The 26,842-nt window shown below is 35.8% G+C and carries 22 protein-coding genes and 1 pseudogene; 6 read left to right on the top strand and 17 right to left on the bottom strand.

Annotated features, from left to right (window positions below; all coding sequences use genetic code 11):
* Nucleotides 1-83: 83 nt before the first annotated feature.
* The 4 genes from ntdP to mutY form a co-directional block, all read right to left on the bottom strand.
* The gene (ntdP, locus tag BN1242_RS06805; protein ID WP_062353210.1) at nt 84-617 is read right to left on the bottom strand and encodes a nucleoside tri-diphosphate phosphatase; all 534 of its coding nucleotides are present in this window, start codon (nt 615-617) and stop codon (nt 84-86) included.
* A 338-nt stretch (nt 618-955) separates the two neighbouring features.
* Nucleotides 956-1,135, bottom strand: a complete 180-nt coding sequence (locus BN1242_RS06800; protein ID WP_062353207.1) for a gamma-type small acid-soluble spore protein — start codon at nt 1,133-1,135, stop codon at nt 956-958.
* 161 nt (nt 1,136-1,296) lie between these two features.
* Complete coding sequence (gene fabL, locus BN1242_RS06795; RefSeq protein WP_062353202.1) at nt 1,297-2,046, bottom strand: enoyl-[acyl-carrier-protein] reductase FabL; 750 nt, start codon at nt 2,044-2,046, stop codon at nt 1,297-1,299.
* Complete coding sequence (mutY, locus tag BN1242_RS06790) at nt 2,036-3,166, bottom strand: A/G-specific adenine glycosylase (RefSeq protein ID WP_062353200.1); 1,131 nt, start codon at nt 3,164-3,166, stop codon at nt 2,036-2,038. Before mutY ends, fabL begins: the two co-directional genes overlap by 11 nt.
* 163 nt (nt 3,167-3,329) lie before the next feature.
* On the opposite strand from mutY, the gene BN1242_RS06785 reads away from it, so the two are divergent.
* Together BN1242_RS06785 and BN1242_RS06780 are read left to right on the top strand one after the other, a co-directional pair.
* The gene (locus tag BN1242_RS06785; RefSeq protein WP_062353198.1) at nt 3,330-4,310 is read left to right on the top strand and encodes a metal-dependent hydrolase; all 981 of its coding nucleotides are present in this window, start codon (nt 3,330-3,332) and stop codon (nt 4,308-4,310) included.
* An 89-nt stretch (nt 4,311-4,399) separates the two neighbouring features.
* Nucleotides 4,400-4,558: a small, acid-soluble spore protein K gene (locus BN1242_RS06780; RefSeq protein ID WP_062353193.1), complete on the top strand. Its 159-nt coding sequence runs from the start codon at nt 4,400-4,402 to the stop codon at nt 4,556-4,558.
* A gap of 94 nt (nt 4,559-4,652) precedes the next feature.
* Here BN1242_RS06780 and BN1242_RS06775 read toward each other — a convergent pair whose 3' ends face one another.
* Entirely contained in the window at nt 4,653-4,970 is a 318-nt protein-coding gene (locus BN1242_RS06775; RefSeq protein ID WP_062353190.1) for a YfhH family protein, read from the bottom strand.
* A 23-nt stretch (nt 4,971-4,993) separates the two neighbouring features.
* Nucleotides 4,994-5,809 carry a recombination regulator RecX gene (gene recX, locus BN1242_RS06770; RefSeq protein WP_062353187.1) on the bottom strand — a complete coding sequence of 272 codons (816 nt, stop codon included), beginning with the start codon at nt 5,807-5,809 and terminating at the stop codon, nt 4,994-4,996.
* 131 nt (nt 5,810-5,940) lie between these two features.
* On the opposite strand from recX, the gene BN1242_RS13180 reads away from it, so the two are divergent.
* Both BN1242_RS13180 and BN1242_RS06765 read left to right on the top strand, forming a co-directional pair.
* Nucleotides 5,941-6,057, top strand: coding sequence for a YfhE family protein (locus BN1242_RS13180; RefSeq protein WP_072136174.1), 117 nt, complete (start codon nt 5,941-5,943; stop codon nt 6,055-6,057).
* 112 nt (nt 6,058-6,169) lie between these two features.
* On the top strand, nt 6,170-6,349 hold the full coding sequence (locus BN1242_RS06765; RefSeq protein ID WP_062353184.1) for a YfhD family protein: 180 nt from the start codon (nt 6,170-6,172) through the stop codon (nt 6,347-6,349).
* A 52-nt stretch (nt 6,350-6,401) separates the two neighbouring features.
* On the opposite strand, the gene BN1242_RS06760 is transcribed toward BN1242_RS06765, so the two are convergent.
* Nucleotides 6,402-7,727 carry a hemolysin family protein gene (locus BN1242_RS06760; protein ID WP_071435474.1) on the bottom strand — a complete coding sequence of 442 codons (1,326 nt, stop codon included), beginning with the start codon at nt 7,725-7,727 and terminating at the stop codon, nt 6,402-6,404.
* Between the two features lie 292 nt (nt 7,728-8,019).
* Here BN1242_RS06760 and BN1242_RS06755 point away from each other — a divergent pair, with 292 nt between their 5' ends.
* The gene (locus tag BN1242_RS06755; protein ID WP_062353182.1) at nt 8,020-9,237 is read left to right on the top strand and encodes an MFS transporter; all 1,218 of its coding nucleotides are present in this window, start codon (nt 8,020-8,022) and stop codon (nt 9,235-9,237) included.
* Nucleotides 9,238-9,307: 70 nt separating this feature from the next.
* Here the strand turns inward: BN1242_RS06755 and BN1242_RS13925 are convergent, their stop codons facing one another.
* The 3 genes and pseudogenes from BN1242_RS13925 to BN1242_RS06745 all read right to left on the bottom strand — a co-directional run bounded on the left by BN1242_RS13925 (nt 9,308) and on the right by BN1242_RS06745 (nt 15,246).
* Nucleotides 9,308-10,255 carry a methyl-accepting chemotaxis protein gene (locus BN1242_RS13925; RefSeq protein WP_420806013.1) on the bottom strand — a complete coding sequence of 316 codons (948 nt, stop codon included), beginning with the start codon at nt 10,253-10,255 and terminating at the stop codon, nt 9,308-9,310.
* Nucleotides 10,250-11,002 (bottom strand): annotated as a pseudogene (locus tag BN1242_RS13920) (MCP four helix bundle domain-containing protein); the annotation flags it as partial. The pseudogene BN1242_RS13920 and the gene BN1242_RS13925, both read right to left, overlap by 6 nt.
* A 191-nt stretch (nt 11,003-11,193) precedes the next feature.
* On the bottom strand, nt 11,194-15,246 hold the full coding sequence (locus tag BN1242_RS06745; protein WP_062353176.1) for a 5'-nucleotidase C-terminal domain-containing protein: 4,053 nt from the start codon (nt 15,244-15,246) through the stop codon (nt 11,194-11,196).
* A gap of 528 nt (nt 15,247-15,774) precedes the next feature.
* Here BN1242_RS06745 and BN1242_RS06740 point away from each other — a divergent pair.
* Nucleotides 15,775-16,587 carry a DUF368 domain-containing protein gene (locus BN1242_RS06740; RefSeq protein ID WP_062353296.1) on the top strand — a complete coding sequence of 271 codons (813 nt, stop codon included), beginning with the start codon at nt 15,775-15,777 and terminating at the stop codon, nt 16,585-16,587.
* A 71-nt stretch (nt 16,588-16,658) separates the two neighbouring features.
* On the opposite strand, the gene hemG is transcribed toward BN1242_RS06740, so the two are convergent.
* From hemG to BN1242_RS06705, 7 genes are all read right to left on the bottom strand, one after another.
* A complete protein-coding gene (gene hemG, locus BN1242_RS06735) occupies nt 16,659-18,050 on the bottom strand; it encodes a protoporphyrinogen oxidase (RefSeq protein ID WP_062353173.1) in 1,392 nt (463 codons plus the stop codon).
* Nucleotides 18,051-18,305: 255 nt separating this feature from the next.
* Nucleotides 18,306-19,292, bottom strand: coding sequence for a diaminopimelate dehydrogenase (locus tag BN1242_RS06730; RefSeq protein WP_062353293.1), 987 nt, complete (start codon nt 19,290-19,292; stop codon nt 18,306-18,308).
* Between the two features lie 254 nt (nt 19,293-19,546).
* Nucleotides 19,547-21,274, bottom strand: coding sequence for a thiol reductant ABC exporter subunit CydC (gene cydC / locus BN1242_RS06725; protein ID WP_062353169.1), 1,728 nt, complete (start codon nt 21,272-21,274; stop codon nt 19,547-19,549).
* Complete coding sequence (cydD, locus tag BN1242_RS06720; protein WP_062353166.1) at nt 21,261-23,018, bottom strand: thiol reductant ABC exporter subunit CydD; 1,758 nt, start codon at nt 23,016-23,018, stop codon at nt 21,261-21,263. The genes cydC and cydD overlap by 14 nt, the downstream gene beginning before the upstream one ends.
* A gap of 134 nt (nt 23,019-23,152) precedes the next feature.
* Complete coding sequence (cydB, locus tag BN1242_RS06715) at nt 23,153-24,166, bottom strand: cytochrome d ubiquinol oxidase subunit II (protein WP_077216130.1); 1,014 nt, start codon at nt 24,164-24,166, stop codon at nt 23,153-23,155.
* Entirely contained in the window at nt 24,166-25,557 is a 1,392-nt protein-coding gene (locus BN1242_RS06710) for a cytochrome ubiquinol oxidase subunit I (RefSeq protein ID WP_062353160.1), read from the bottom strand. The genes cydB and BN1242_RS06710 overlap by 1 nt, the downstream gene beginning before the upstream one ends.
* Before the next feature lie 395 nt (nt 25,558-25,952).
* A complete protein-coding gene (locus tag BN1242_RS06705; RefSeq protein WP_062353157.1) occupies nt 25,953-26,837 on the bottom strand; it encodes a DMT family transporter in 885 nt (294 codons plus the stop codon).
* Between the last annotated feature and the right edge of the window lie 5 nt (nt 26,838-26,842).

Here is a 26,842-nt window from a genome sequence, read left to right as displayed (position 1 = left end):
CCTCTAACTCTGTATGAAGGACTTTTCTTTGCATCGGATGTCTGAAATGACTTGTCCAATAACAGTAAGAAACGATTCTATTGTTAAAACTTCCGATAAGTCAAATATCGTTCATACCAAGAATCAATAAAATCTGGAGCAAATGGACCTTTTTTTTGCCGAATCCAGCGAATAAGTTTATTCATGTTTGCTTTTAAAATTTTATCAATTACTTCTGGGTAACCCATCGCCATTCGATGTTCTTCATATTCATCTTCGTCTAAAATGATATATGTCATATCTGGGAATACTTTAATATCTAAATCATAGTCAATGTATTTAAGTGCTTCATCATCATAAACAAAAGGGGAACTAATATTGCAATAATAATGAATACCGTCATAGCGCAGCATACCAATAATATTAAACCACTGTTGTGAGTCAAAATAACAAATGGCCGGTTCCCGTGTAACCCATGTACGTCCGTCAGACTCGGTGACGAGGGTACGATCGTTCCCGCCGATGACGACTGATTTTGTTCCTTTCAAGACTACCGTTTCTTCCCATACACGATGTATATGACCATTATGTTTATAACTTTGAATTTGGATGATTTCTCCTTCTAAGGGAATACCCATCAACATCCCTTCTTTCTATTTCCTTTCATAAGTCCATTATTTTTCATGTATATATGCAATATTTCCGAATTTCTTCTTTTTTATATCTTTTTATTATACCGCTTCTATATCAATTTTTAAAGAAGAGGGAGTTTATTTTACATTTTTCTATAAAATTTGGGGTGGTTTGGATACAGATAATAAGTAAATGGTAGGTTAATACGGAAAATTACGTGGATGGCATCTATTCCGCCATACTAATGGAAATAGTCTTTTTTGAATTATGCAGAACCTTTTTCTTTCCATTGAAAAAGGCACTTCCATTTTGAAGTGCCCTTTTGTAAGTATTTGTACTGTTATTATGAATTTTTACCTTTGTTTTGTTCAGCTTGTTGATTTTGACGTCTTACTTCTTGTGCATCTGTTTCACTTGCAAATTCAGTACCAAATTGGCCAGCGTTACCTTGGCTAGATTGAGCGTTTTGTTGTCTAACATTTTCAATGTTAGTTCCAGTACTTGTTCTGTTACGTTTAGCCATAGTTATCACCTCCACTGGTCTTAATGTAACCAGGTAAAAGGGAAACTATCCACTATTTTTTTGGAAATACTAGGAAAATTACACTTTCACTCAAACAACCTTCCTGACAGTAGACATTTTCAAGCAAAATCGATGAATACATAGATACTAATCAATGTTAGTTAAACTAATAATGATCGACCACCATCAACAATAATCGTTTGTCCTCGTATCATGGAAGCCTCTTCCGATATTAAAAACATGATTGTATTTACCATATCTTCAATTTGCACCATTCTCCCGGCTGGAGTGTTTTTCCTGGCGTCTTCCAATAGTTGTTCACGGTTTGGGAAATGTTGTAGTGCTTCTGTATCAATTGCTCCACCAGAGACGGCATTTACTACGATATTTTTTTGTGCTAGTTCGACAGCTAAATATCTCGTTAATGCTTCTAATGCTGCTTTAGAAACACCGACTAACGTATAATTTTCTAAATAGCGAATGGAACCAATGGAACTAACACTGACTATTTTCCCGCCATCGTTTTTTTCCATTAATTTCGCAGCTTCTTGGGCACAGAATAACAATGCTTTACTGTTTATATTCATCGTCCAATTCCAATGATTTTCTTCCAACTCCATTACTGGACGTAACACCCCAGATGCTGCATTATTAACAAATACGTCTAAGCGACCAAATACTTCGGCAATTTCACCAAACATATTTTTTACTTTTTCGACATCACCGACATTTGCCTTGACGACTAAAGTTTTCCTGCCTAATTTTTCGATTTCTTGGGCAGTTTCCATTGCTTTTGATTTACTTCTCGCATAATTAATAACTATGTCATATCCAGCTTTAGCTAATCTAATAGCGGCAGCCCTTCCTATACCTCTACTCGACCCTGTAACTAATGCAACTTTATTTGTCATTTATATCACCTTTCTCTTCATTTATGAACTTTGCTTTATATTGCTGCCAAATTTTTTGATGGGAAACTGGAAATGGATATGTTTCTATTTCGTCAAAGGATATAACTTGCATACTTTTGTCATTACCAATTTCTCCTGAAAATTTACCTACAAACACGGCAATTTCCCATTTCAAATGGGAAAACACATGTTCAATAGAAAAAAGTGGTTTATCTAATCGTACTTTCACTTGATGTTTCGCATAAATTTCTTCTTCAAATATTGTTAACATATTATTTGGACCAGCTTGCTGAACTTCATTAGGAAATTCCCATAAGTTAGCGAGCAACCCGTCACTAGGACGTTTTCGAATCAATGCACGATTCTTTTCATCGAGCAAAATGGCTGCAATTAACTGAACCGTTTTTATCTTTTTCGGTTTCGTTTTGTTCGGCAAGTTCCTTTCATTCCCAGTCTTATATGCTTGGCAAGATTCACGTACAGGACAAAGGAGACAGGATGGTTTCGTTGGTGTACAAATGATTGCACCTAACTCCATCATCCCTTGATTAAAGCTGGAAGGGTCCTGTTCTGAAATTAATTCCTTAGTTAACGATTCAAACAGTTTTCTCGTTTTCGTTTTTGCAATATCATCCTCAATCAAAAAAACTCTAGACAAAACGCGCATCACATTACCATCAACTGCGGGCTCAGGAATGCCATATGCGATACTAAGTACCGCACCTGCCGTATATGGACCGACGCCTTTTAATTTACTGAACTGTTCATAGGTGTTCGGAACAATTCCATCGTATTTTTCTTGAACTTCACGGACTGCCGTTTGCAAATTGCGTGCTCGGGAATAATAGCCTAGTCCTTCCCATACTTTTAGAAGTTCTTGTTCATCTGCATTCGCTAAACTTTCTACTGTTGGATATTTTATTAAAAACTTCTCGTAATAAGGGATAACTGTATCCACTTTCGTTTGTTGTAACATAATTTCTGAGACCCAAATTTTATATGGATCATCCGTTTTTCGCCACGGAAGGTCCCGATGTTCTTTTTCATACCACTCAATCAAATTATTTTGAAAAGCTTGTACATTAAAATCTTTCAACAAAGTTGTAATTCTTTCAAGCACTATTTTTCCTCCAAAGATGTTAAACTAAAAGAAAAAGGGTATATTATATAGTAATTTAAATCGATTTGTAAATAAAAGCAACGATTACATCTTGTCAAATTGCTTTTTAGGAGTTTTTTTCAATCAATTCCATTTATATTTTTTCCAATCGGAGGTCCTACTCATGGATACTGGTACTCATATTGTTATGGGACTTGCGCTAGGCGGATTAGCCACGATTGACCCTGTTGTATTTAACAGTCCTGCAACTAGAGAAAGCGTCTTAATTGCAACAATCATCGGTTCGCAAATACCTGATATCGACACCGTTTTAAAACTGAAAAATAATGCTGCATATATACGCAATCACCGCGGGATAACACATTCAATACCAGCTGTATTTCTCTGGCCTCTACTCATCATAGCATTTATTTACCCATTTTTCCCAGATGCTAATTTGTTTCATCTATGGCTATGGACGTTTATTGCTGTGTTTCTCCACGTGTTTGTTGATATTTTTAATGCATATGGGACACAAGCGCTCCGTCCTTTTTCCCATCAATGGGTAGCTTTAGGCTGGATAAATACATTTGATCCAGTTATTTTCGGATTACATTTAATTGGCTTATTATTATGGGCTTTTGGGTTAGATCCCCGTTCCATTTTCGTACCGATTTACTTGATTATCATTGGTTATTACATTTATCGATTTTTATTAAGAAAAACGATATGCAATATGATAAAAAGACGAATTCCTAATGTGGAACAAGTTATTTTGAGTCCGACGATGAAATTTTTCCAATGGCGTGTAGCAGTTACTGCTAAAGATAAATTTTACGTTGCTAGGGCTTATCGGCGGGACATCGTTTTTTTTGAGGAATACAAACGAGTACCTCTTCCCGACAATCCAGTGATGGACGCGGCAAGAAAGGATAAAAATATTTCAGCGTTCCTCTCCTTTTCGCCTGTTTATCGTTGGGAGGTAGAGGAATACAACAATTACACAGAAGTTCGCTTTATCGATTTACGTTATCGCAGCAATGGGCACTATCCATTCGTTGCGATTGTTCAATTAGATAATAATTTAAAGATTATTTCCTCTTATACCGGGTGGATTTATAATAAAGAAAAGTTAAGGAAAAAATTGGAGGTTATTCCAAACTAAAGGACCTATCTAGTTTATTTTCCATTTTAAAAATAAGCAATGAGCATACACTATAATTGCTCTAAATTTTCTACTTGGAGGGAAGTAAAATGGTCCGAAACAAAGAAAGAAATTTCCCAAACCTTGAAGATAGTAAGCTTGAAGGTATGCCTCGTGCAAGGGCAGAATTTGCCTCACGGAGAGCAGATGGTACCATTAACACCCGTCCCCAAGAACGGATGAAAGCTTCGACTGAACGGAAGAGTTAAATAACTTGTATTGATAAAAAAACGGGGCTGTCCAAATGACAACTAGTACCTGTTTAATTGTTCTAAAGGACTAGTGTCGGACTGCCCCTATTTCTTATTTTGGATCTAATAACGAAATTGGAATGCCTTCTTCTTTACCGTCACCATTCAACCGGTAACCCCAAGCAAACACTCCTTTTAAATAATCAATTTTGAAAAAATTACCAGGCTCACCAGTTATTCGATATATTTCACCTGGCCGATAATCATTTGCGTTCAAAAGGTATGCTTGTGCCATTACTGCTTTTCTTTCAAGGACGGCATATTCATTCACCATTCCGAGTTGTTCAGCCTTCCGAGCTTTCTCTCGTAAATTTGCGATTTCTTGTTTTAATTCGTATTCTGACATGGAACTATAACGTACTTCCGTCATTTACTACACCACCATATCCATATTTAATCTTTCGCTGAATCCCGCTTATTTCTTATATATTCTTCAATTACTTCAAATGAAAATCCTTTACGGAATAAAAACTGTTTTACTTTTATTTCTTGTTCTTTGCTTTGTAATGCCCCATATTTTCGCCATGCCTTATCTCCTTGCACCGTAATTGCTTCATTATCCCGGTCTACAATGGTAGTAAATAATTCCGTAACTACTTGATGGATAGTCGCTATTTTATACCCTTTTCGGGAAAGATAGACATGGATTAGTTGTTGTAATTCTTTTTTGGATGCATGTTTCTTTTTCTCCGCATATTTTTTCGCTAACCTCATTGCGTTTTGATAAGCGGTATCTTCATCATAAAGGAGACTACTATCCTCAATAATCTCCGAACGAATTCCTTTTTCGGCAAGGGACCGTTTGATGGAATTGGGACCGTGATCACTCGTTTTGATTTTTGTTTTAACAAAGGCCTCTGCAAATTCTTTGTCATTGAGGTAATTATTTGTCTGCAGCCGTTTTATTATTTTGTCAATAATATCTTCTGGAACCTCTTTTTCGGACAAATATTGACGGACTTCGAGTACAGATCGCATCCGATAGGATAAATAATTTAACGCCTGATGATAGCTCTTTTCCACATCCTCTTCGTATAAAATAGATGCAAGCCGTTCATGGTCAATTTCTTGACCTTTTTTTAAAGCATGTTTTACTAACTGATCTTCACTAATACTGAAGGCATATTCCTCGCCTTGAGGACCGTTAATATAAACGTTAAAACGATGTTGATTCCTTTTTTGGACAGCAATTCTGGCAATAACGGGCACAGCTTTCACTCCATACTAATTTAATTTTGCCTAATTTTATTATAGTGAAAAATGAACCATTTTTAAATTTTAACGTATCAATCCACATAATTTGGAAAAAATAATAGTAAAAAGAATGGTGGGTGTTATTTATGGTGGAAAAGAAACGTACAAATAATAAATCAAAACGATTTTTATCAAGTGCACAAGAAGTGAATTACGGTCGGGAGTTTCGCCGTGCAGATAAGGCTGGAGGTTATTTAAAATAAGAACTAAACCCCTTGAAAAAAAGATGCAGTTTTTTCATCGCATAACTGTGGCGAAATAATTCATTCTAATAATGTTAGCAAATTGCTAACAAAATAAAGGGGGTAATTGATAATGGGTCAACAAAAGAAAAGATTCAGGGATTTACCACAAGTACCTAAAAACCAAAAATCAGACGGTCTTGATGTAGAGTATTCCGAAGAGTTAGCTGATCTTCAAGATCGCGAAGCAATTGCTCGTTCGAATGCTGCAGATAAAAGAGCAAAAGCAAGACAAATGAAAAATAAAAAATAACGAATCAAAAGAGGGACGGTTCTTTGTCCCTCTTTCCTATCTCTTAAAACTATTATTCCGGCTGATCATTCTCCTTTTTCTTTCGAATGCGCCAACTTTTCTCTTCTTTCGTTTTTTGCTTTACTTTAACTGGTAATTTTTCTACACGAATTTTATGCAAACGATGGTTCGTAACGTCAAGAATAGTAATTTTTAAATTCTCATACGTAATTACTTCCCCTTTTTCTGGAATTCGCGCCATTTTTTCAAATAACCAACCGCCAATATTGTAGTAAGTCGATTCTGGTTCTTTTACCTGTAATATTTTCGCAAAATCATCTAAATGAAATTGCGCGCTGAATTCATAAATATTTTCATCAATCTTTGTCATGATGCTTGTTTTTTCATCATGTTCATCCCAAATCTCACCGACAAGCTCTTCCAAAATATCTTCCATCGTAATGAGCCCTGCTGTACCACCGAACTCGTCTAGGACGATTGCCATATGACTTTTCGTTCGTTGCAATTCAGGTAGCAGTGTAGAAATTTTCATGGATTTCACGACAAACATCGGATCACGAATAATATCTCGTATAGAAACTTCTTTATCCTTAATTAATTCTGCAAAAAACTCTCGTTCCGATAAAAAACCAATAATATTATCGATATTATCTTCATATACAGGAATACGCGAATATCTTTCCGTTAATAGAATTTCTGTGATTTCTTCAATTGGCATGTTCACTTCAATTGCAACCATATCTAAACGGTGGGTAAGTACTTCACCGACTAAAATTTCATTAAAATCTAAAGAGCGGTGGAGCAACTCCTTTTCATTTTTATTAATTACGCCTTCTTCCTCACTTATGTCTACTAACACTTTAATTTCTTCTTCTGTCACGAGAGGAACAGCGTCTTTATTTTTCGAAACTATTTTGGATACCCCTTCTTTCAACTTCATAAATAAAAAATTAATAGGGGTCAATAACTTCATTAATAAAAATAAAACACTTGAAATCTTTAGCGAGTATGAATCCGCATTTTCTTTCGCAAGCGATTTTGGCAAAATTTCACCAAAAACGAGGATGATGATCGTCATTCCAAACGTACTAATAACTAGTCCAGTGCTTGCACCAAATAGTTCAGTCATCACTGCAGCGGATATACTCGATGCGGCAATATTAACGATATTATTGCCAACTAAAATTGTTGATAAAGCACTATCAAAGTTTTCAACAACGTAAAGAGCCTTCTTGCTTCCAGGTTTGTTCTCATCTGCATAATTTCTTAAACGAATTTTGTTAACACTAGAAAACGCTGTTTCGGCTGAAGAGAAAAACGCAGATAAAATAAATAAACCCATTAATAAAATAATCAAAGATATCGGCACTTCTTCCAAAAAAATTCACTCTCCATAAATTAGTCTTTTTACAATAATAAATATACCATAAATCTAAAAAATATCATTTAATCTTGTATCTTTTAATGTGTCAAAAAAAGTGACATTTCCATGTATTCAATTTATATTATTAGTAAGTTTCGCTATTAGAAATATTTCCATAAAGAACACGTTGCTTTTATTATGCGCAACAATCACCTTTATTGGTCATTTTCATCGTACTTCACTAAAAAATGTGCATACAAAAAATAAAATACATTCTTTAAAAATTCATTAGGGATTGGGGATCATTATGTGGGGGAATCGAAATGTTTGGATTATTTTAATCGGGGAATTTATTGCCGGTGTCGGTCTATGGACTGGTATTATCGGAAATTTAGAATTTATGCAAGAAAAAGTACCATCCGATTTTTTAAAATCATTGATTTTAGCAACTGGTTTGTTAGCTGGAATATTAATTGGACCACTTGCCGGCAAAATTACAGACCTCTATAGAAAAAAAACGGTTATGCTGTATTCTGGTTTTTTACGTACGGTCAGTGTCCTATTTATGTTTGTTGCTATTAGTTCAGGTTCAGTTTGGTGGATGGTAGCATTCATGATTACGATTCAAATTTCAGCAGCTTTTTATTTTCCTGCCTTGCAGTCAGCTATCCCACTCATTGTGCAAGATAACGAACTGTTGCAAATGAATGGTGTTCATATGAATGTTGCAACCATTTCGAGAATTATCGGTACTGCTCTAGCTGGGGCGCTATTAACAGTGCTTACAATTTTTATGTTATATTTTATTTCTTTTCTTGCGTACTTAGTATTATTTTTTCTCACTTTTTTATTGAAAATGGAAGAAAAAGTAGTAGAAAATAATTTACGAAAGAGTAAAGGAGATAATAAGAAGAGTTTCAAAGAAGTATTGCCTGTAATAAAAAGCACACCTATTGTTTTAATGACGTTAATATTAACGCTAGTCCCGCTATTATTTCTTGGTGGATTTAATTTGATGGTCATTAATATAAGTGAAATATATGATAGTTCCTCTATTAAAGGGGTTATTTATGCCGCAGAAGGTTTAGCTTTTATGCTTGGTGCATTTATCGTGAAAAAGGTTAATCAAAAATGGTCTCCTTATTCGATATTATTTCTGTTTTCCTTTATTATTGGTTTTGCTCAATTGTCATTGTTTTTTGTCGAATTAAAATATATTATGATAGCTTCTTTCGCTATTTTTGGATTTTCACTCGGATGCTTCTTCCCGACTGCAGCAACTATTTTTCAGACAAAAGTATTAAAAGAGTTTCATGGGAGATTCTTCTCATTTAGAAATATGTTAGATCGGATTGGTTTCCAAGTCGTTTTATTAAGTGCCGGTTTCATGTTAGATTTAATTGGCTTACAGTGGATGGTAGTAGTATTTGGGTTACTGTCGTTAATCATTACAGCAATATTTTTCACACGCTACAGAAAGAATAATGAAGTAACAAATAATAAGGCGAAAGCTGTTTCTTTTTAATAAGCAATGTAATAAATAGTAAAGGAATGGGTGTCTGATAACTGAACTAGTTCAAAGACACCCATTCCTTTTATAGTTTAAACCTTGTAATGATTTGTTGTAAGTCTTCTGCCATTTTTGCCAAATCGTGTGAGGAGGAAGCTATTTCCTCCATCGTTGCTAGCTGTTCTTCCGTAGCAGCAGTGACAGTTTGTGTACCTGTAGCAGCAATATCAGCTACCTTACTTACTTGCAACATGGACTGGTGTACATTGGATGTTTCCGTCTCTAATTGTTGCACAGAGTCTTCCACGTGATTTATTTGTTGAACAATTTCATTGATTGCTGTTTCAATTTGGTGGAAAGCGGTATTTGCCTGTTCCACCACTTCAATACCAGTGTCTACTTCTTTCATCGTTACCTTCATCGACTGCAATGTATGTTGATTTTCATTTTGGATAATTTGAATTTGCTCGGTAATATTTCGAGCTGAATTAGCAGATTGCTCGGCTAACTTTCTTACTTCATCAGCAACGACAGCAAATCCGCGGCCATGTTCTCCTGCTCTAGCTGCTTCAATAGCAGCATTTAGGGCAAGTAAGTTCGTCTGCTCAGCAATATCTGAAATTACATTATTAAATTGGCCGATTTCACTGGAATGTTTGTTTAACAGATGAACTGATTTTGCTAATGTTTCCACTTGATGTTGAATTTCATGCATTTGGGCAGCGACTTTTTGCAATTTGTCCCTACCATTTGCCGCATCCTCTTTTGCCCCAATTACTCCTGTTTTTACTATGTTGGAATTTACGGCAATAGTTTCCGTTTGTTTTACCATACTTGTAATAGATTCGTTACTATTAGCAACTGTTTGTACTTGGTTTTCAGAGCCTGAAGCGAGCTCCTCGATTGTATTAGCTATTTGTTCACTGGCAGCTTGCGATTCTTGACTGCTTGCACTTAATTGTTCTGATGAAGCTGCCAACTGCTCCGATGCTTCTTTCACCCTTTGGAAAATTGTTCTTAAGCTTGTAATCATTTTATTAAAATATGTAGTAAGTTCCCCTACCTCATCTTTGGATTGATAATTTCCTATTAAAGTAAAATCGCCTTGTTCTGCTTTTTTAAATAACTGCATTAATTGTTTTATTGGTTTCGTAATCATTCGAGAAATAAATAAGCTTATAATGATTGCCAATAGAATAGAAGTGATTGTGACGATTGGCATAAGTAATTTTGCAATTTGGGCTGCTTGATTATTTTGTTCATTAAACTGTTGTGCCGCTTGATCATTAATTAATTTCAATTCATCAAGCAAACTATCAATCTGATAACGAGAGCTCTCTAGCTTATTACTGTAGTATTGATACGCTTCCTCGTTTTTATTTTCGATCGCTAAACTAACAACATGTTGTACTTCTTTTAGAAAGTCGGCATTCATAGTTTTGTATTGATTATATTTGGTCGCCTCTTCCTCAGTAAATTGTATTTTTTCATAGTTTGTCATCGCTTTTTCATTACTTGTGATTGTTTCATTTATTTTCTTTTCTAAGCTTTGTTTTCGTGTCGGATTAATGATTAGCATCATTTCTAATGAATAACCATGGAGCCTACTATTATTCACTACCATTTCACCGACGGATTGAGTAGACAATAGCCTTTCCTTATACATTAATTCGGAATTGGCTGCCATTTTATTCATCATAAATACCCCAAAAGTACCATTAATAGCTACAAAAATTGACATGATAAAAATAATAACAAACAACTTTCTCGATACTTTCATATTCCGGAACATTTTTCTCACCCCACCTAAAGAACTAGGAATAGTCCCTTTTTCCTAATATTTTCGCTATGATAATATATTAAAATAGATGGAAAACTTTGTCCACTATGTAGTGGAAATTATTTTAAAATAATTAATCTTATACAAAAAAAGAGGTCCATATTCTGGACCTCTTTTCTCCTACTTTATTCCTAATGGATGTTTAATTTTCTTTTTCTGCGACTAAAGAAGTAGCCAACTCCTCCAATGATGACTAAAATGCTGCCGAATAACATCATGTTCATCGAATTGACCGATGTTTCTGGTAGCTTATCACCATCACCTGGTTGTTGTGGATCAGTCGGATCACTTGGATCTGCTGGATCACTTGGATCGCTCGGATCTGATGGATCACTTGGATCTGTTGGATCTGATGGATCGGCTGGATCGCTTGGATCACTTGGATCGCTTGGATCGGCTGGATCACTTGGATCGCTCGGATCGCTCGGATCGCTCGGATCTGATGGATCTGCTGGATCTGTCGGATCACTTGGATCGCTTGGATCGGCTGGATCACTTGGATCGCTTGGATCGCTCGGATCGGTCGGTTGATCTATTTCCTTCCCTTCCACAATACGACCTTCAACACCTAAATTAACATTGCCAATTTCTTGCAAATACTCTGTAAGAACTTCAAAGTCTGGAACATCAAGGTTCGTCATCCGACCATCTTCATATGCTTGTTTTAAAGAGTCATAGCCGTCCCCACCTTTAGCTGTAAAGCTATTAGTAGCTACTGTATAGTATGCTTCTAAATCAAGAGGTACATAGCTGCCGTCTTGTTGTTTTACTTCGACAGACCATACTCTTTCATAAGCAGGTTTGCTTGCGTCAAACTTGAACTTCAAGCCTGATACATGCAAGAACCCTCCATTTTGGTCAGGATAGATACTGACACTATGTTCAAGTGCTTGTAATAATTCTTCCCCTGTTAATTTAATCGAAACTAATGCATTATTAAATGGAAGAACAGTCAATACTTCCCCTAAAGTTATATCACCTTGATCAATGGATGCACGAATTCCGCCACCATTTTGTAAAGCAATTGTTACTTCAGGATTAAACTGTTGTAATTTCCATACCATACCATCAGAAATTAAATTCCCTAGGTTTGTTTCTTTTGTCCGAACATCTGCTCTTTCCCCATCTAAAGGAACCTCTGTATAACCTATTACCTCTTTTTTTAGCTCTTCTAGAGGTTCATTAAACTTAGCCACATCAGCTAAAAGTGTTTCATCTCGCTCAAAACTACTTAAAGGCAATAAATTAGCTTCATATTCTGTAACTACACCATTATCATTAAAATTGACATTTAGTTCACCTAATGTTTTTAAATCTCCGTCAGTTTGGACAATGACAGTTGGCTCAGCTTTATCAATCATTTCCCCTTCTGGTAAAGCTGTATGAGAGTGTCCGCCAACAATAATGTCTATTCCATCTACGGCATTAGCAAGTTCCACATCTACGTTATATCCTAAGTGTGACAGAGCAATAATCTTATTTACACCCATACTTTCAAGTAATTCTATTGTTTCCGTTGATTTTTCCACTGCATTTTCAAATACAATATCTTTACTTGGGCTGGCAATGCTTGGTGTATCTTCAGTAGTTAGACCGAATATACCTACTTGCTCACCATTTATTTCTTTCACAATTGCAGGATATATAAATCCTCCCTCACCAGGTTGGCCAATCTCATCAGCAATATGTGAATTTAGACTAACATCCTTACTGAAGTCTATATTCGAACTTACGAATGGAAAATTAGCTCGAGTAACAAAATTATGAAGTACTTGAGAGTCTTTATCAAACTCATGGTTACCAAATGTCATCGCATCATATCCGATTGCATTCATAAAGTGCAAATCAGCTAGCCCTTCATGAACGGTAAAATAAAGAGAACCTGAAAATACGTCTCCAGCATGAAGTAGCAAATTATTTGGATTTTCTGCACGAATTTGGTTAACTGCTGTACTTAGCATTGGGAAATTTTCTACTTTAGCATGAGAATCATTTGTGTGCATAATCGTTAAATTAAAATCGACATCGAAATTAAATTTTGCCACTACTGGGTCATGGTCAGAAGCTCTACCATGTTCTTCCATGTAATCAGAGTTAAGTTGAACAATGTCAACCTCTGCAGTATTTGCTAAACGGTTGGTTGCTAAAATATGATCAAGTACTTGAGCATTACCTTCAAAATTATATGTGTAACGTTTTTCTAAAGGTACTCGATCAATTAAGTTAGATAAAATGTCTCCCTTTAATACTTCTATTGGTTTGGAGAATTGGAAGTCATTTAAATCACCAGTTACGATTACATTCGCATCAGGATCTTCCGCTAAAATGTCCTTGATGAAACTATTAACTACCTTTGCGATTTCCATCCGCTGTGCTTCACTTACTAAATTAGGTGGTTGGATTTTTCCAAATAATGGAGTATCTCCACCTTTAGAGTTAAAGTGATTGTTAATTACAATAACATCTTCGTCATTAAATTTAAATTGCGCAGCAACAGGTTTACGACTACTGTTAAAGGCAGGATCAGTTGGGTTGACTCTTCCTGGATTCAGAGTAAGGGAACCGTCTTCGAATTTTGTTGCCTCTGTTGCTTTGCCTCTTGGCGCTTCTACTAAATCAACACGGTCTGGATTATATAGGAAACCTACACGAATATTTCCGCCTGGTTGACCGCCGTCTTCCTTATCATTTGGTGCAACATCAGCCCAGTCATATTCTGGTCCACCGGCTGCTTTAATCGCTGCAATTAAGGCTTCATAGTTTTCATCAGCCTCTGTAACACCGTCTTTTGTAGGTCCATTATTATCTTGCATTTCCACAAGTCCGATGATATCAGGTGATTTTAGATTATCAACAATAGACTTAGCAATTTTTTCTGTTTTTTCCGTTAGTCCTTGATAATAATTTTCAATATTATAAGTTGCTACTGTTAAGGATTCATCATCCCCTACTAATGTCGTGTTCGGACGATTAACATCACTTTTAATTAATTTTGGAAGTTTAACTTCTTCTGTAAAAACTTTCCAATTGCTGAAATCAAATGAAAGCACGCCAGTTATTACGCCATCAAACTTGTCCCCGACTTTTGCAACAAAGTCATTATTAAAAACATCAATGAGAATTCTTTCAGGGTTAGCAGTTTCTTTCGTTAATAAAACTCCGCCCCTAGTTGTATATGTTTTATCTTCCACAATTTTTGTTAAAACTGGTATTTCTCCATATCTTTGTGGACCAACTACTAAAGGATTTTCAACTGCGACTAACATACCCTCCAAAGTTTCGTAATAATCTATCGCATCTTCTTCAGGATCAAACTTTGCAAATCCATCATTATCAATTACTTTAGTAGGAGGATCAAGAACGACTGGTTCAGGAAGTTCTGCAGTTCCATTTACATATACAGTACCTCTACCTGCATTAATTTCTGTTACCGCTAAATCAACATCTACTTTACTACCAGTAATAACCCATTCTTTAACTTCCCCGCTTACTGTAACTTTATCTCCAACTTTAACCCCGTGTCCACCTTTATAAACTAAAATACCTTCAGAAGTATTTGGGTTATCATCTGGTTCTAACGATTGGATAAAAAAGTTACTTTTATCCTGTACAAACGTTACAACACCTTCTGTTACTACTTGTTTATCTTTATATGGAGAGACGTGCCCATCACCTTGAATTTCATGGATAGGTATAGTTTCACCAGCAGGTGGTTCAGGTTTTGGTTCCTCCGGTGATGCTTCTCCATCCAACCACATGCTGCTTGGACTTTTTAAGCCTGAAACACCAAAGTATTTTTCTAAGCTACCTGTGATAAACACTTTCGTACCTAGTAATCCTGGATTTTCTTTTAAATTAAAGTTATCTCTAATTGCGCCACTTGGTAACTGAACTGGCAATATCTTCGTTTTATCTGTTTCATTAGGACTGTCAGCTATTGCCAAGTTTGTAACCTCAGTAAAAGGTGGAGTATGTTGGTAATTTGGACCACTTTTTGTAATTCCTACTATATACCCCGTCACCGTGGCAGTTCCGCTATTATTCTCAATCGCTTCTACAACTGAAATGGCATTCGTTTCATTGTTTTCTGCTGCATGGGACACACTTGCAAATGGTAAACTATAGTTTAAAAGCAATGCAAAAATCGTTACTAAAACTAACAATCTCTTTTTCAGGATCCTCATTAGTTTCCCCCCAAATTGGTGATTATTTGTCTTGCACCGTGCTCTACTACCTATAAAACTTATGCTCTCCAAATTTCCTACTAAAACCTTTAAGTAAATCCGATAAAGCTAGTTTTATAGACACTCCCCCCATCGCTATGTAGTTTAGGCATGATGATTCCAAACGAAACTTTTGCTATTATAAAAAAGTCAATCGTGAAAATTATTTTTAAATAATGTTTTTTGGAATCAGACCGTTTTTTTCCGAAATTAGGAAAAATGCCTACAATCTATTATATAACATATTTTTCTGAAAAAATATTGAGACTTTAGACCTATTTAATGTTAAAAAATAGGTCTAAAGTCCTAATTTGTTCTATATCTTTAACTTTTTCACATTCTTGTAATATAAATATTAATTATTACATTCCTATAATAACTATATTATTTTCCTAAATTTTCTCTGATGATGAAGTTATTTTGCGTAAAATCGTGTATAATAACAAATTAGGTGAAATTTTAAAAAGTGTGGAAGGAAGAAAATTACATATGGAATGGAAAAATTTGTATCGGGGATTTTTGATGGGAATTAGTGATTTAATCCCTGGTGTTAGTGGTGGTACGATCGCCTTTATTCTTGGGATTTATGATCGCCTCCTTGCAGCGATCAGCGGTTTTTTTAGTCGTGAATGGAAAAAACATCTTGGCTTTTTAATTCCACTTGCACTTGGAATGGGAAGTGCGATTCTTCTATTAAGCCGACTAATTAAGTATTTATTAGAATATTATCATGAGCCAACCCGATTCTTTTTCCTCGGGCTTGTGTTAGGTGTAATTCCTTTTATTATGAAGCAAGCGAATATAAAAAGAAACTTCAAAGTAAATCACTATCTTATACTCGCCATCGCAATTATTGTTTTAGTAATAATGGCATTCATGCGCTCAGACAAAGTGTTAAATTTAGGTGAATCCTTATCCGCGTTAGAAATTGCAGGTTTGTTTTTCTCAGGATGGTTAGGGAGTATGGCGATGCTGTTACCTGGAATTAGCGGCTCTTTTATCTTATTACTACTTGGTGTATATGATGTAGTCATCAATGCTTTATCTAACTTAAATATTACGATTATTGCTATCGTTGGAGCAGGTGTTGCGGTAGGATTTATTGTTAGTAGTAAAGCGATTCAATACGCTCTAAAGCATTTCCAGCATGCAACATATGCTGCCATCATCGGTTTAATTATTGGTTCCATTTTTATTATTTATCCTGGTTTTCCAGAGAATAATATGCTGATTATTAGTATCATCTCCTTTATCGTTGGCTTATTTGTCTCTTATTATCTTGGGAAAGTCAATAAAGATTAGTAAAAAAGCATTCAATCCTGTTTTCAGGGCTGAATGCTTTTTATTTACCTATCTTTTTTTCTCTTACTACTTTATTGATAAAAAGATTTAATCTTTTCAGCAATAGCAATCCCATTGTCGATGCAATCGGGGATCCCAACCCCATAATAGGAGCAGCCTGCCAAAAATAGTCCTGGATATTCCTGCTCAAATTTCTTCTCTAAATGTGTTACCTTTATTTTATGATCCATTTCGTATGCAGGCATATTGTTTGTCCATTTTGTAAATTCGTATGTCATTGGTTTTGCATTAAGACCAATACTCTGAGTAATATCCGTTAGTGCTGTTGCTAATAGTTCATCCTCATTCATGGCAATTAATTCTTGAAAATGTGGATTGCTACTTTTGTAAAATAGCCTCACTAATAAGTTGCCGTTCAATGAAGTATGTTTCCACTTCCGGCTAGTCCATGTGCAAGCATTACAAATCACTCCTGATCGATTGTCCGCCGTTATAAAGCCAGTCCCTTCCATAGGTAATTCACTGCTCGCTAATTGAAAACCGATATATACGCTAACCATAGATTTGTTTTTAAAACTAGCCAGTTCTTCTGCAATTGCCCTTTCTTCAAATAATTTGGCTGCTTGCGAACTTGGAATGGCTATAACAACGTTTTTAGCTTCACAAATTTCACCGTTATGAAAAAATACTTTGTATCCATTCGTCTTCTTGTTAATTTGTTCTACTTTACAGTTTTTGCTAATTTCAACTTCTGTTAAATTTTTTTCTAACGACTCAATGAGCGTTTTCAAACCACCAGGAAAAGAAAAGAATTTATTTTTTCCATCCGCTTGAAACTGCTCCTTATGTACTTCTAACCCATTTATTATACTTCCATATTTATTTTTATAGTCTAGTAAAAAAGGAAGTGTAGTATTAATAGATAAGTCCGATAAGTTGCTGGAATATACACCAGATAATACCGGCTTAATTTGCTCTGCAACAAGTTCTTCCCCAAGGAAATACTCGAGAAATTCCCCAATTGAATGATCTCCAGTGAATGTATCGTTTTTCGTATATAAATCTTTTAAAGCAGCAACCTTTCCTTCTGCTGAAATTAATTGTGACTTTGCAAGTGACTCAACGCCTGCAGGTATTCCAAAAACCGTGTCAGATGGAATTAATTTTAATTGTCCGTTTCGATAAATATATGATTTTCCAGTCTCATTAAAGACAAATTTTCCCGTTAACCCTAACTCTTCAAACACAGCTAAATGTGCCGCTTTCCGTGTTACTATTGAATCCGCTCCAGTTTCGATGATAAAGTCGCTTTGATGCTTTGTTGCGATCTTACCGCCAAGCTCTGAAGAAGCTTCCACTAATCGAATCCGAAATTTCCCAGGGTGTTGCTGTTGCCATTTTTGTAATTCATAAGCAGCCATTAACCCAGTAATTCCCCCACCAATAATGAGTACTGTCTCCATTTCGTCACCCCTAACCAAATCATTTTTTCTAATTCCTATTTTACCGTTATTTACGGAAATATCCCTTTCATATGCTCAAGTGAATACAATGTTTTCATTTACATTTTAAAAAAGGTGACAACATTTGTGCCACCTTTCATCTTTTATATATTTATTCAACTTTATCAATGAATAAATGGTTGTAATTGATATTAAATCTTTCTACGTTAAACCGCATGCTCGTATCTATTATTTTAAATCTACCGTACGAGTTATTTATAACAATTCTTTACGTAATTGCGCTGCTGTTTTTGGTGATAAATAGGCTGGGGCAATATCAAATACTGTTTTTGCTCCAGTATGTCCTTCTTGATGGAGCCGAAATGCTGCTCTCGCATAAGCAACAAGTACACTGGCAGTGAATTCCGGATTACTCTCGAGTTGAAGCGAATACTCAATAATTTGTTTATTTTTTTCACCAGTTTTCCCACTACGAATAACGAATCCACCGTGGGGTAATTTAGAATGGTCCCGTCTTAGCTCTTCTTCAGTAATAAAATATACCTTTGTGTGATAGTCAGAGAAATAGTTCGGCATCGTTTTAATTTTTTCAGTGATTTTATCTCGATCATAGCCAGGCTCTGGTACAACATAACAGATGCGCTCATGCTTTTCTTTCGTCGACAACGTCGGATTTTCGCCACTGCGAACCCGGTTAACACTTGCCTCTATAGGTACAGTGTATTGAACTCCAGCTTTTACTCCTTCAACGCGACGAATTGCATCGGAATGGCCTTGGCTAACCCCTTTTCCCCAAAATGTATATGTTTCCCCATCAGGCAAAATAGCTTCCCCCATTAAACGATTAATCGAGAATAGTCCTGGATCCCACCCGACTGAAATAATACTTAATTTACCTTTTGCACTAGCAACATGATCCATCTGCTCGAAGTATTCCGGAATTTTTGCATGAGTATCAAAACTGTCAACTGTATTAAAGAGACTAGCCAGTTCTGGTCCTTGCTGAGGCAAGTCAGTGGCAGAACCGCCACATAATATCATGACATCAATTTCTTTCACATATTTTTCTACTTCTGAAATATGTACAATTTTCACCGTATCATTATCGACTTTCACTTCACCAGGATTTCTTCTAGTAAATATAGCTGACAAATTCATATCCGGGCACTTATTTATTGCTTTAACGACACCTTTACCAAGATTCCCCAAACCGACGATGCCGACATTTACTTTACTCATAATCGTTTCCCTCCAATACAACAATAACTGCTATACAATTCGAACTTTAAGACTAAATAAAACATCCCTTTAGTTAAAAGTTTAATTAAAAAACTATCAAAATATAACTATTTTGTCAAACAGGAATTTTTTAAGTATTAGGTTGTTGCAACTCCTTTTTTCATTAAAGGTTGGGTAAAGTATAGGTTTTACTATGACTCTACAATAATGTAACTAGAGGGCGGAATTGCTGTATAACTTTTCCTGAGACATACTTATCATTCATCGCCTCGGTCCAATTGATACAATTGCTTATATCGCTGATTTGTCTGTAATAACTGCTCATGGGAACCCCGCATTGCAATACAACCATTATCTAAAAAGATAATTTCATCCATTTTTTCTAAACCGATAAGATGGTGTGTAATTAAAATTACTGTTTTGTCTTTTAATACGTCATAGATTGTTTCCAATAAATCAAGTTCTGTTTTCGGGTCTAACCCAACTGTGGGCTCATCCAATATGACGATTGGTGTATTTTTTAACAAAATCCGGGCAAGAGCAATTCGCTGCCTTTCTCCACCGGAAAAGCGTTGACCTGTTTCTTCCATTTGCGTATTTATTCCCTTTGGTAGAGAGTAAATATATTTATCTAACTTCACTTGTTTTATCACTGATTCAATTTCTTCTCGGGTTGCATTTGCTTTTCCAAGGCGAATATTATTCTCAACGGTAGTAGCAAATAAATACGGTTTTTGATTCAATACACTAATAACTTCGTGGATTTTATCTCCGTAATCTATGGCTTTTATTCCATTTACAAGGACTTCACCAATTTGCGGTGAAAGTTCTCCGAGCGATAATTGTAATAAGGTGGACTTGCCTGAACCACTTTTCCCTAGTATTGCTATTTTTTTCCTAAAAGGAGCCGATAAATTTATCGATTGCAACGCATTCTCCTGTTCACCGTAACGGAAAGTAACATGATTAAACACAAGATCTACGGTACTTGGTAATGGTATTTCTACTTCCTGACGACTGTTTTGTATTCCTTGCTTATTTATATAATTAATTCTTGCTAATGATTCTTCGTACGCTGGTATGCGCTCCACAGCTTGAGATGTCGGCATTAATCCTTCAATAATTGGAATTGTTACAAGGGTGAAAGATGCAATATAAGTTGGTAATATTTCTCCAGCTAATGCTGCTTTTCCAGCCCATAATCCGACGAAAATCAATATCACACCTGTCCAAACTTGCAACTGGAACTGCCGGGAATGATTCCAGTTAGCCATTTTTCTTTCCAACATATAAGTGCTTTTCGTACTAGTTAAAAATTCAGCGATAAACCGTGTTTTATTTCCACTTACTATCCAGTCACTGATCCCGAATACTGCATCTGTTAATTTTTTATATAATTGATTTTTCTCTGCCTTTAGTTCCTTTTGACGCTTCTTCAAAAAATATAGGGAGAGTAATGGATAGACAAAAACGAGCACACTTAAGCAAAGTCCAATCCAAAGAGCGAATAACCAATCAAATACAGCTAGAACGATCACTGAATATAATAATAAGAACAAAGCCGTTACGATTGGAAAAATTGTCCGAATATAAGCGTCTTGCAAATGCTCAATATCATCGGCCAATGTTCCTAACAAATCACCTGTTTGAAAGCGAGAACGGATAAACAATGTTTGCGGTTCTAACATATCGTACAGTTTCACCCGCATTTCCGATAAAATTTTTAGGACGGTATTATGCCCTGCTAATCTTTCTAAATACTTTGCTACTGGTCTAGTAATCCCGAAAGCCCGAACTCCTACAATCGGAACATAAATTAAAAGAATCGTTAACGGCATTTCTGAGGCACGAGTAATTAAATAACCTGCCGTAAAAGTTAATAAGGATGAAGCTAATACAGTAATAATTCCTAATAAAACAGTGGTAAGCATGAGCCCTTTATACTGTTTTAAATAAGGTTTTATATATTCTTTAAACAGCTCCATTAGAAAAACCTCCTACTGGGACACCCTTACTTGTTCCGCGATGTGCCTCAACTAACCGATAATAGGCACCCTTTTTATGAAAAAGCTCTTCATGAGTACCAATCTCTACTAGCCTTCCCTTATCAATAACAAAAATAATATCCATGCTTTTCATCCAGTGGAGGCGATGAGTTGCAAAAAAAACTAGTTTATTATTAAATAGTGGCAACATAACTTGTTTAATCTCATGCTCTGTTTCAATATCAAGATGGGCTGTCGGCTCATCTAGAATGATTACTGGGCGATTTTGTAAAAGTCCTCTCGCTAAAGCAATCCGTTGTTCTTCCCCACCACTCAACGTCCGTCCCCCTTGACCAATTTTTTCATTCAACCCATTTGGGAAACTGTCGATTAGTTCCAATAAACCGACTTTAGCGGCTACTTCACGAGTTTTTTCTAGCGATGCTTCCGGATCATAAAATCGAATATTATCTGCAACCGTACCAGAGAAAATATACGGATGCTGCGGCAAGTATGTAACTTGTTGTTGCCAATTTTCGACGGAAAAATTTGTAACATTTTTATGATTAATGATAATCTCTCCGTCAGTTGGTTGGGTAAAACCGGACAAAATATCAATAAGGGTTGACTTACCCGCTCCAGTTGTGCCGACTATTCCTATTTTTTTATATCCAGAAACGGAAAAATTAATAGCCTCTAACAGAAAGCGCTCATCCGTCGGTGACTTTTTTATTAAGTTTTTAACAACTAGTTCACTAGATTCATTCCATGTATCTATTTTTATCGATGTGTTAGTTTCCATTATATCTTGCTGCAATATCCGGTTAATTTGTTTCCCGGCTTCTTTTCCGTCCATTGTCGCGTGGTAATCATTTCCAAAGTCGCGAATCGGAAAAAAGTACTCTGGCGCTAAAATTAAAATCGTTAATGCTGGAGCTAATAACATATCTCCCTCAATTAATCGAAGGCCAAGTTCAACTGCAACAACAGCAACAGACAGAGTAGAAAAAAAGTCTAATGAAAAACTGGACATAAAAGCAACTCTAAGTGTTCGCATTGTCGCAATCCGAAATTTATTGCTAACCGTTTGAATCGATTCCCGATGTCCTTTACTTCTTCCTAAAAACTTCAACGTCACTAATCCACGCAGTGAATCAACAAAATGTCTGGATAGAAGCAAATACGTCCCCATTTGCGAATGAATTTGTTTCTTTGCAGTAAGTCCAAGCAAAATTAAAAAAGCAATCATAATTGGGAGGACGACTGATAAAACAATGGCTGATGCTAAATCCAATGTAAATACGTATATTAAGATGGCAATAGGAATACAGAGCATAGCGATAAACCGAGGAATAAACAATTCTAAATAAGTTCGAAAACTCGGGATTCCTTCTAAGCAAAGGGTAATTAAGTTACCAGAACCGTGCTTTCCAATTGCCCTTGGACCTAGTTCAAATAATTTCTCAATAAGGAGGGATTGCATATGTTGGGCAGTCCGATCTGCAAAATAGTAGGCGAGTTTCGATTTAATCCACTGCAGCAAATGGCGTCCAAGATGCATGAGTAAAAACAGTGTGAAAGAGTGGAGGGTTGTATTCCATGGTTGTTTTTCGTACATCGATACAATTGCGTCAGCTAAATAAATAGCTTGAAAAATAATCACTACTCCTTGTGCAATTGTCATCATTGCTAATATTAACATTAGGGGAATACTGCCTTTGTATTGAAAAAGTTGTTTATCCATCATTCGGTTCTCCCTTTAACCATGCTTTTTCATTTCCATAAATTAATGATGAAGGACATCTACATTGGAATCCCAAAAAATATGTCCTTCATCACCGAAATACTTAGTTGTCATACATTCATTTTTCAGCAACATTAATATTCCAAATGTTCTTGATGTGACACCCGCTTACGGAAAATATAATAGCTCCAGATTGTGTAAGCCAACACAATCGGTACTAAAGTGACTGCCACAATGGTCATTACCTTCAATGAATAATCACCAGATGCCGCTTGATAGACGGTAATATTATTTGCTGGGTCTAATGAGCTAATCATAACGTTCGGGAATAGCGCAACAAAAAACGATGATGTTACTAACACTAAAATGAGCCCTGTCACCGTGAAACTTAACCCTTCCTTTTTATTACGTAATAAAGGAAGCAACAACAAATATAATACAATTGCTGCGGCATACATCGGGATAAGTATCACACCACGATTAGTGAAAATGTCCGTATATAAAGCGGTTAATACGGTAAAAAGAACGACAACTGCTCCTGTTACAATATATAATTTAATCGCCCCGAGTCGTGCACGTTCTCGAATTTCTCCCTCTGTTTTCAATGTTAAAAACATTAACCCATGTAAGTAGGCAAGTAAAACGAAAGCTATTCCACCTGCAACTGTATAAACATTGACAATATCAAAAAACCCTGCATTCATTTCCATATTCCCATCAATTGGAAGACCATAAATTAAACTGGAAAATAACACACCGAGTAAAAATGGTGGTAAAATACTACCAAAGAAGATGGCCCAGTCCCAAGTTTTTCTCCACTTCTCCGCTGTATGCTTACTGCGAAACTCAAAAGACACTCCTCTTGCAATTAATGCGAGTAATAAAATTACAAATGGCAAGTAATAGCCGCTAAAAAGAGTGGCATACCAATGGGGAAATGCAGCAAACATTGCTCCCCCTGCAGTTAACAGCCAAACCTCATTCGCATCCCAAAAAGGTCCAATTGTATTAATTAGTACACGACGCTCTAGTTCATTTCTCGCCAAAAAACGAGTACCCATGCCGACACCAAAATCAAAGCCTTCCAAAAATACAAATCCGACAAACAATACGCCAATGAGCAAAAACCATAATTCACTTAATTCCATCATACAACCCTCCCAGTACTAAAAGGATCTGTTGCAGAAACATCTTCTAACGGTTTTTCATTTGGACCTTGTTTAATTACACGAATAAATAAATACACCATCGCAATCGCTAATAGCGTATAAATCAGTGAAAAGGCAATTAGTGAAAATAAAATTTGTCCTGCCGATACACTTGGTGATACCCCATCAGCCGTTAACATTAACCCATTAACAACCCATGGTTGACGGCCAATTTCTGACATCAGCCAACCAAAGGTATTTCCGAAATAAGGAATAAAGATAAGAGGAACTAACCATTTTAAAAATTTCGTGCTTTGTTCCAACTTCTTCCTCCATATTTTAAATAAACCAATTAAACTAAATAAAACTAGTACCCCGCCAGTGACAACCATAATCCGGAAACTCCAAAATGTTGTTTTTACTGGTGGAATATAATTTCCTTCCCCAAATTGTTGTACAAATTTATCCTGTAATGTATTCATTCCTTCCACACTGCCAGAAAACTTACCATAGGATAAAAAGCTTAATAAGTATGGAATTTCCACTCTTGCTGTGCTTTCTTTATTTTCTACATCAATATTGGCAAAAAGCGTCCAAGGCGCTGGGTCCCCTGTATCTTCCCAAATTCCTTCTGCAGCAGCCATTTTCATCGGTTGAGCAGACATTAAATATTTTGCTTGCGAGTGACCCGAGAAAGATAATCCTAAAGAAGCGATCAAACCTACAACTAAAGAAATTGTCATTGAACGCCTGAAAAAGTCTGTATCCCTTTTCTTCACTAAATTCCAGGCAGAAACACCAATTACTAAAAATGCGGCTGTCGCCAAACTTCCGAAAATAACATGTGGGTATGCAACTAACAATTTGGGATTTGTTAATACAGCAAGGAAATCATTCATTTCTGCTCGGCCATTTTGCAAGACGAAACCAACTGGATTTTGCATAAAGGAGTTTGCCGCCATAATCCAAAGGGCCGATAAGGTTGTTCCGATAGAAACGAGCCAAATACACGCTAAATGTAATTTCTTCGGTAACTTATCCCAACCGAAAATCCATAAACCAATAAATGTAGACTCCATGAAAAATGCAAGTAAAGCCTCAATTGCAAGCGGTGCTCCGAACACGTCGCCAACGAAGCGGGAATAACTGGACCAGTTCATCCCAAATTGAAACTCCTGGATAATCCCAGTAACAACTCCGACCGCAAAGTTAATAAGAAACAACTTTCCCCAAAACTTTGCCATTTTCTTATAAATTTCTGCGTTTTTCACTAAATAAAGCGTTTGCATGATAGCAATGATGAATGCTAATCCAATGGAAAGTGGTACGAAAATAAAATGGAACACGGTAGTAGACGCAAATTGTATGCGCGCCAATAAAAGTTCACTCATAACAATACTCCCTCCTAATCTTTGTTCCGCGCAAATACATACCTACACCCTTATTGTAAATAATAAATTGCTCATTTTACGGAATAGCTGTTACAAATTTCAAAAAATAATTAGAAATATTTTTGACAATTTAATTAGAATATAAATAATTGGTGCAGTAAAATTGACAAATTGAGGAAACTAGTGCATCGGTACAGACTAGTAGCCATAATTCAACTGTTGTCTGTTAATTTATTGTGAATTATTTAACAAATAATCGTGAGAAAATGGAATTGTTTTAATCACTATTAGGTAAAAAGGTTACTAATGTTCCAGTTTTTGTAAAAAAAGAGTACCCTAATTCATTTAGGATACATTTTTCAATAAGATGATATATATTTTCATTGTATTTGCCGCTATTGAATGGTCTCTTCTACTCGCTTATTTTTTAAGAAGTTTAGTTTTGTTTCGGATAAAATTACTGCTATTAAAATTAATGCAGCACCAACTATCATTCTTGTCGTTAATAATTCATTTAATAATAATACTGAAAATGTCATACCCCAAAACGATTCAGTTGAAAGAATAATTGCAGCTTTCGTTTCCGAAGTATATTTTTGGGCAACTGTTTGTAATAAGAAAGCAATAGATGTAGAGAAAATTCCTAAATAAACGATCGGCCAGAGTACTTTCGTTTCTATTACCATGTTTGTTTCACCACGGAAGACTAAGACCACCCAACCTATAAATGCCGCTGTAATCATTTGAATGATAGTTAATAAAAAAGGATCAGCCTTTTGAACATATTTAGCGGTAAATACAATATGAAAAGCAAAGCCAAGAGCACATAGTAGTGAAAGAAAATCGCCAATATTTATCACACCAGAAAATTGCAAAGACAACAAACCTACACCGATAATAGCTAATACGGCTCCAGCTGTCTCAAATAAGTCAACTCTCTTTTTATAAATGCAAAAACCTAAAAAAGGAACAATTACAACATTCACTGCCGTTAAGAAAGCATTTTTTGACGGAGTAGTATATTGCAAACCGACTGTTTGGAATGCAAAGGCGATAAATAAAATAAACCCTAAAATCATTCCTTTAAAAATAGTAGCTTTCGTTAATCGCTGGAACTTCTTTGCAAAAATAACACTTAAAACTATCGCCCCAATAGTAAAACGGCCGGCCATAATTTGATATGGGGAATAACTATCTAGTGAAATGGCACTTGCCACAAAGCCGCTTCCCCAAATGATTGCAGTTAATAATAAGCCAATTTCTCCTTTAATTCTTGACATTCGAA

It is taken from the genome of Bacillus kwashiorkori, assembly GCF_001375515.1.
Classification (GTDB): Bacteria; Bacillota; Bacilli; order Bacillales; family Caldibacillaceae; genus Bacillus_BK; species Bacillus_BK kwashiorkori.
The sequence above is the reverse complement of the archived record's forward strand: the minus strand, read 5'-3'. Positions and strand labels throughout refer to the sequence as shown.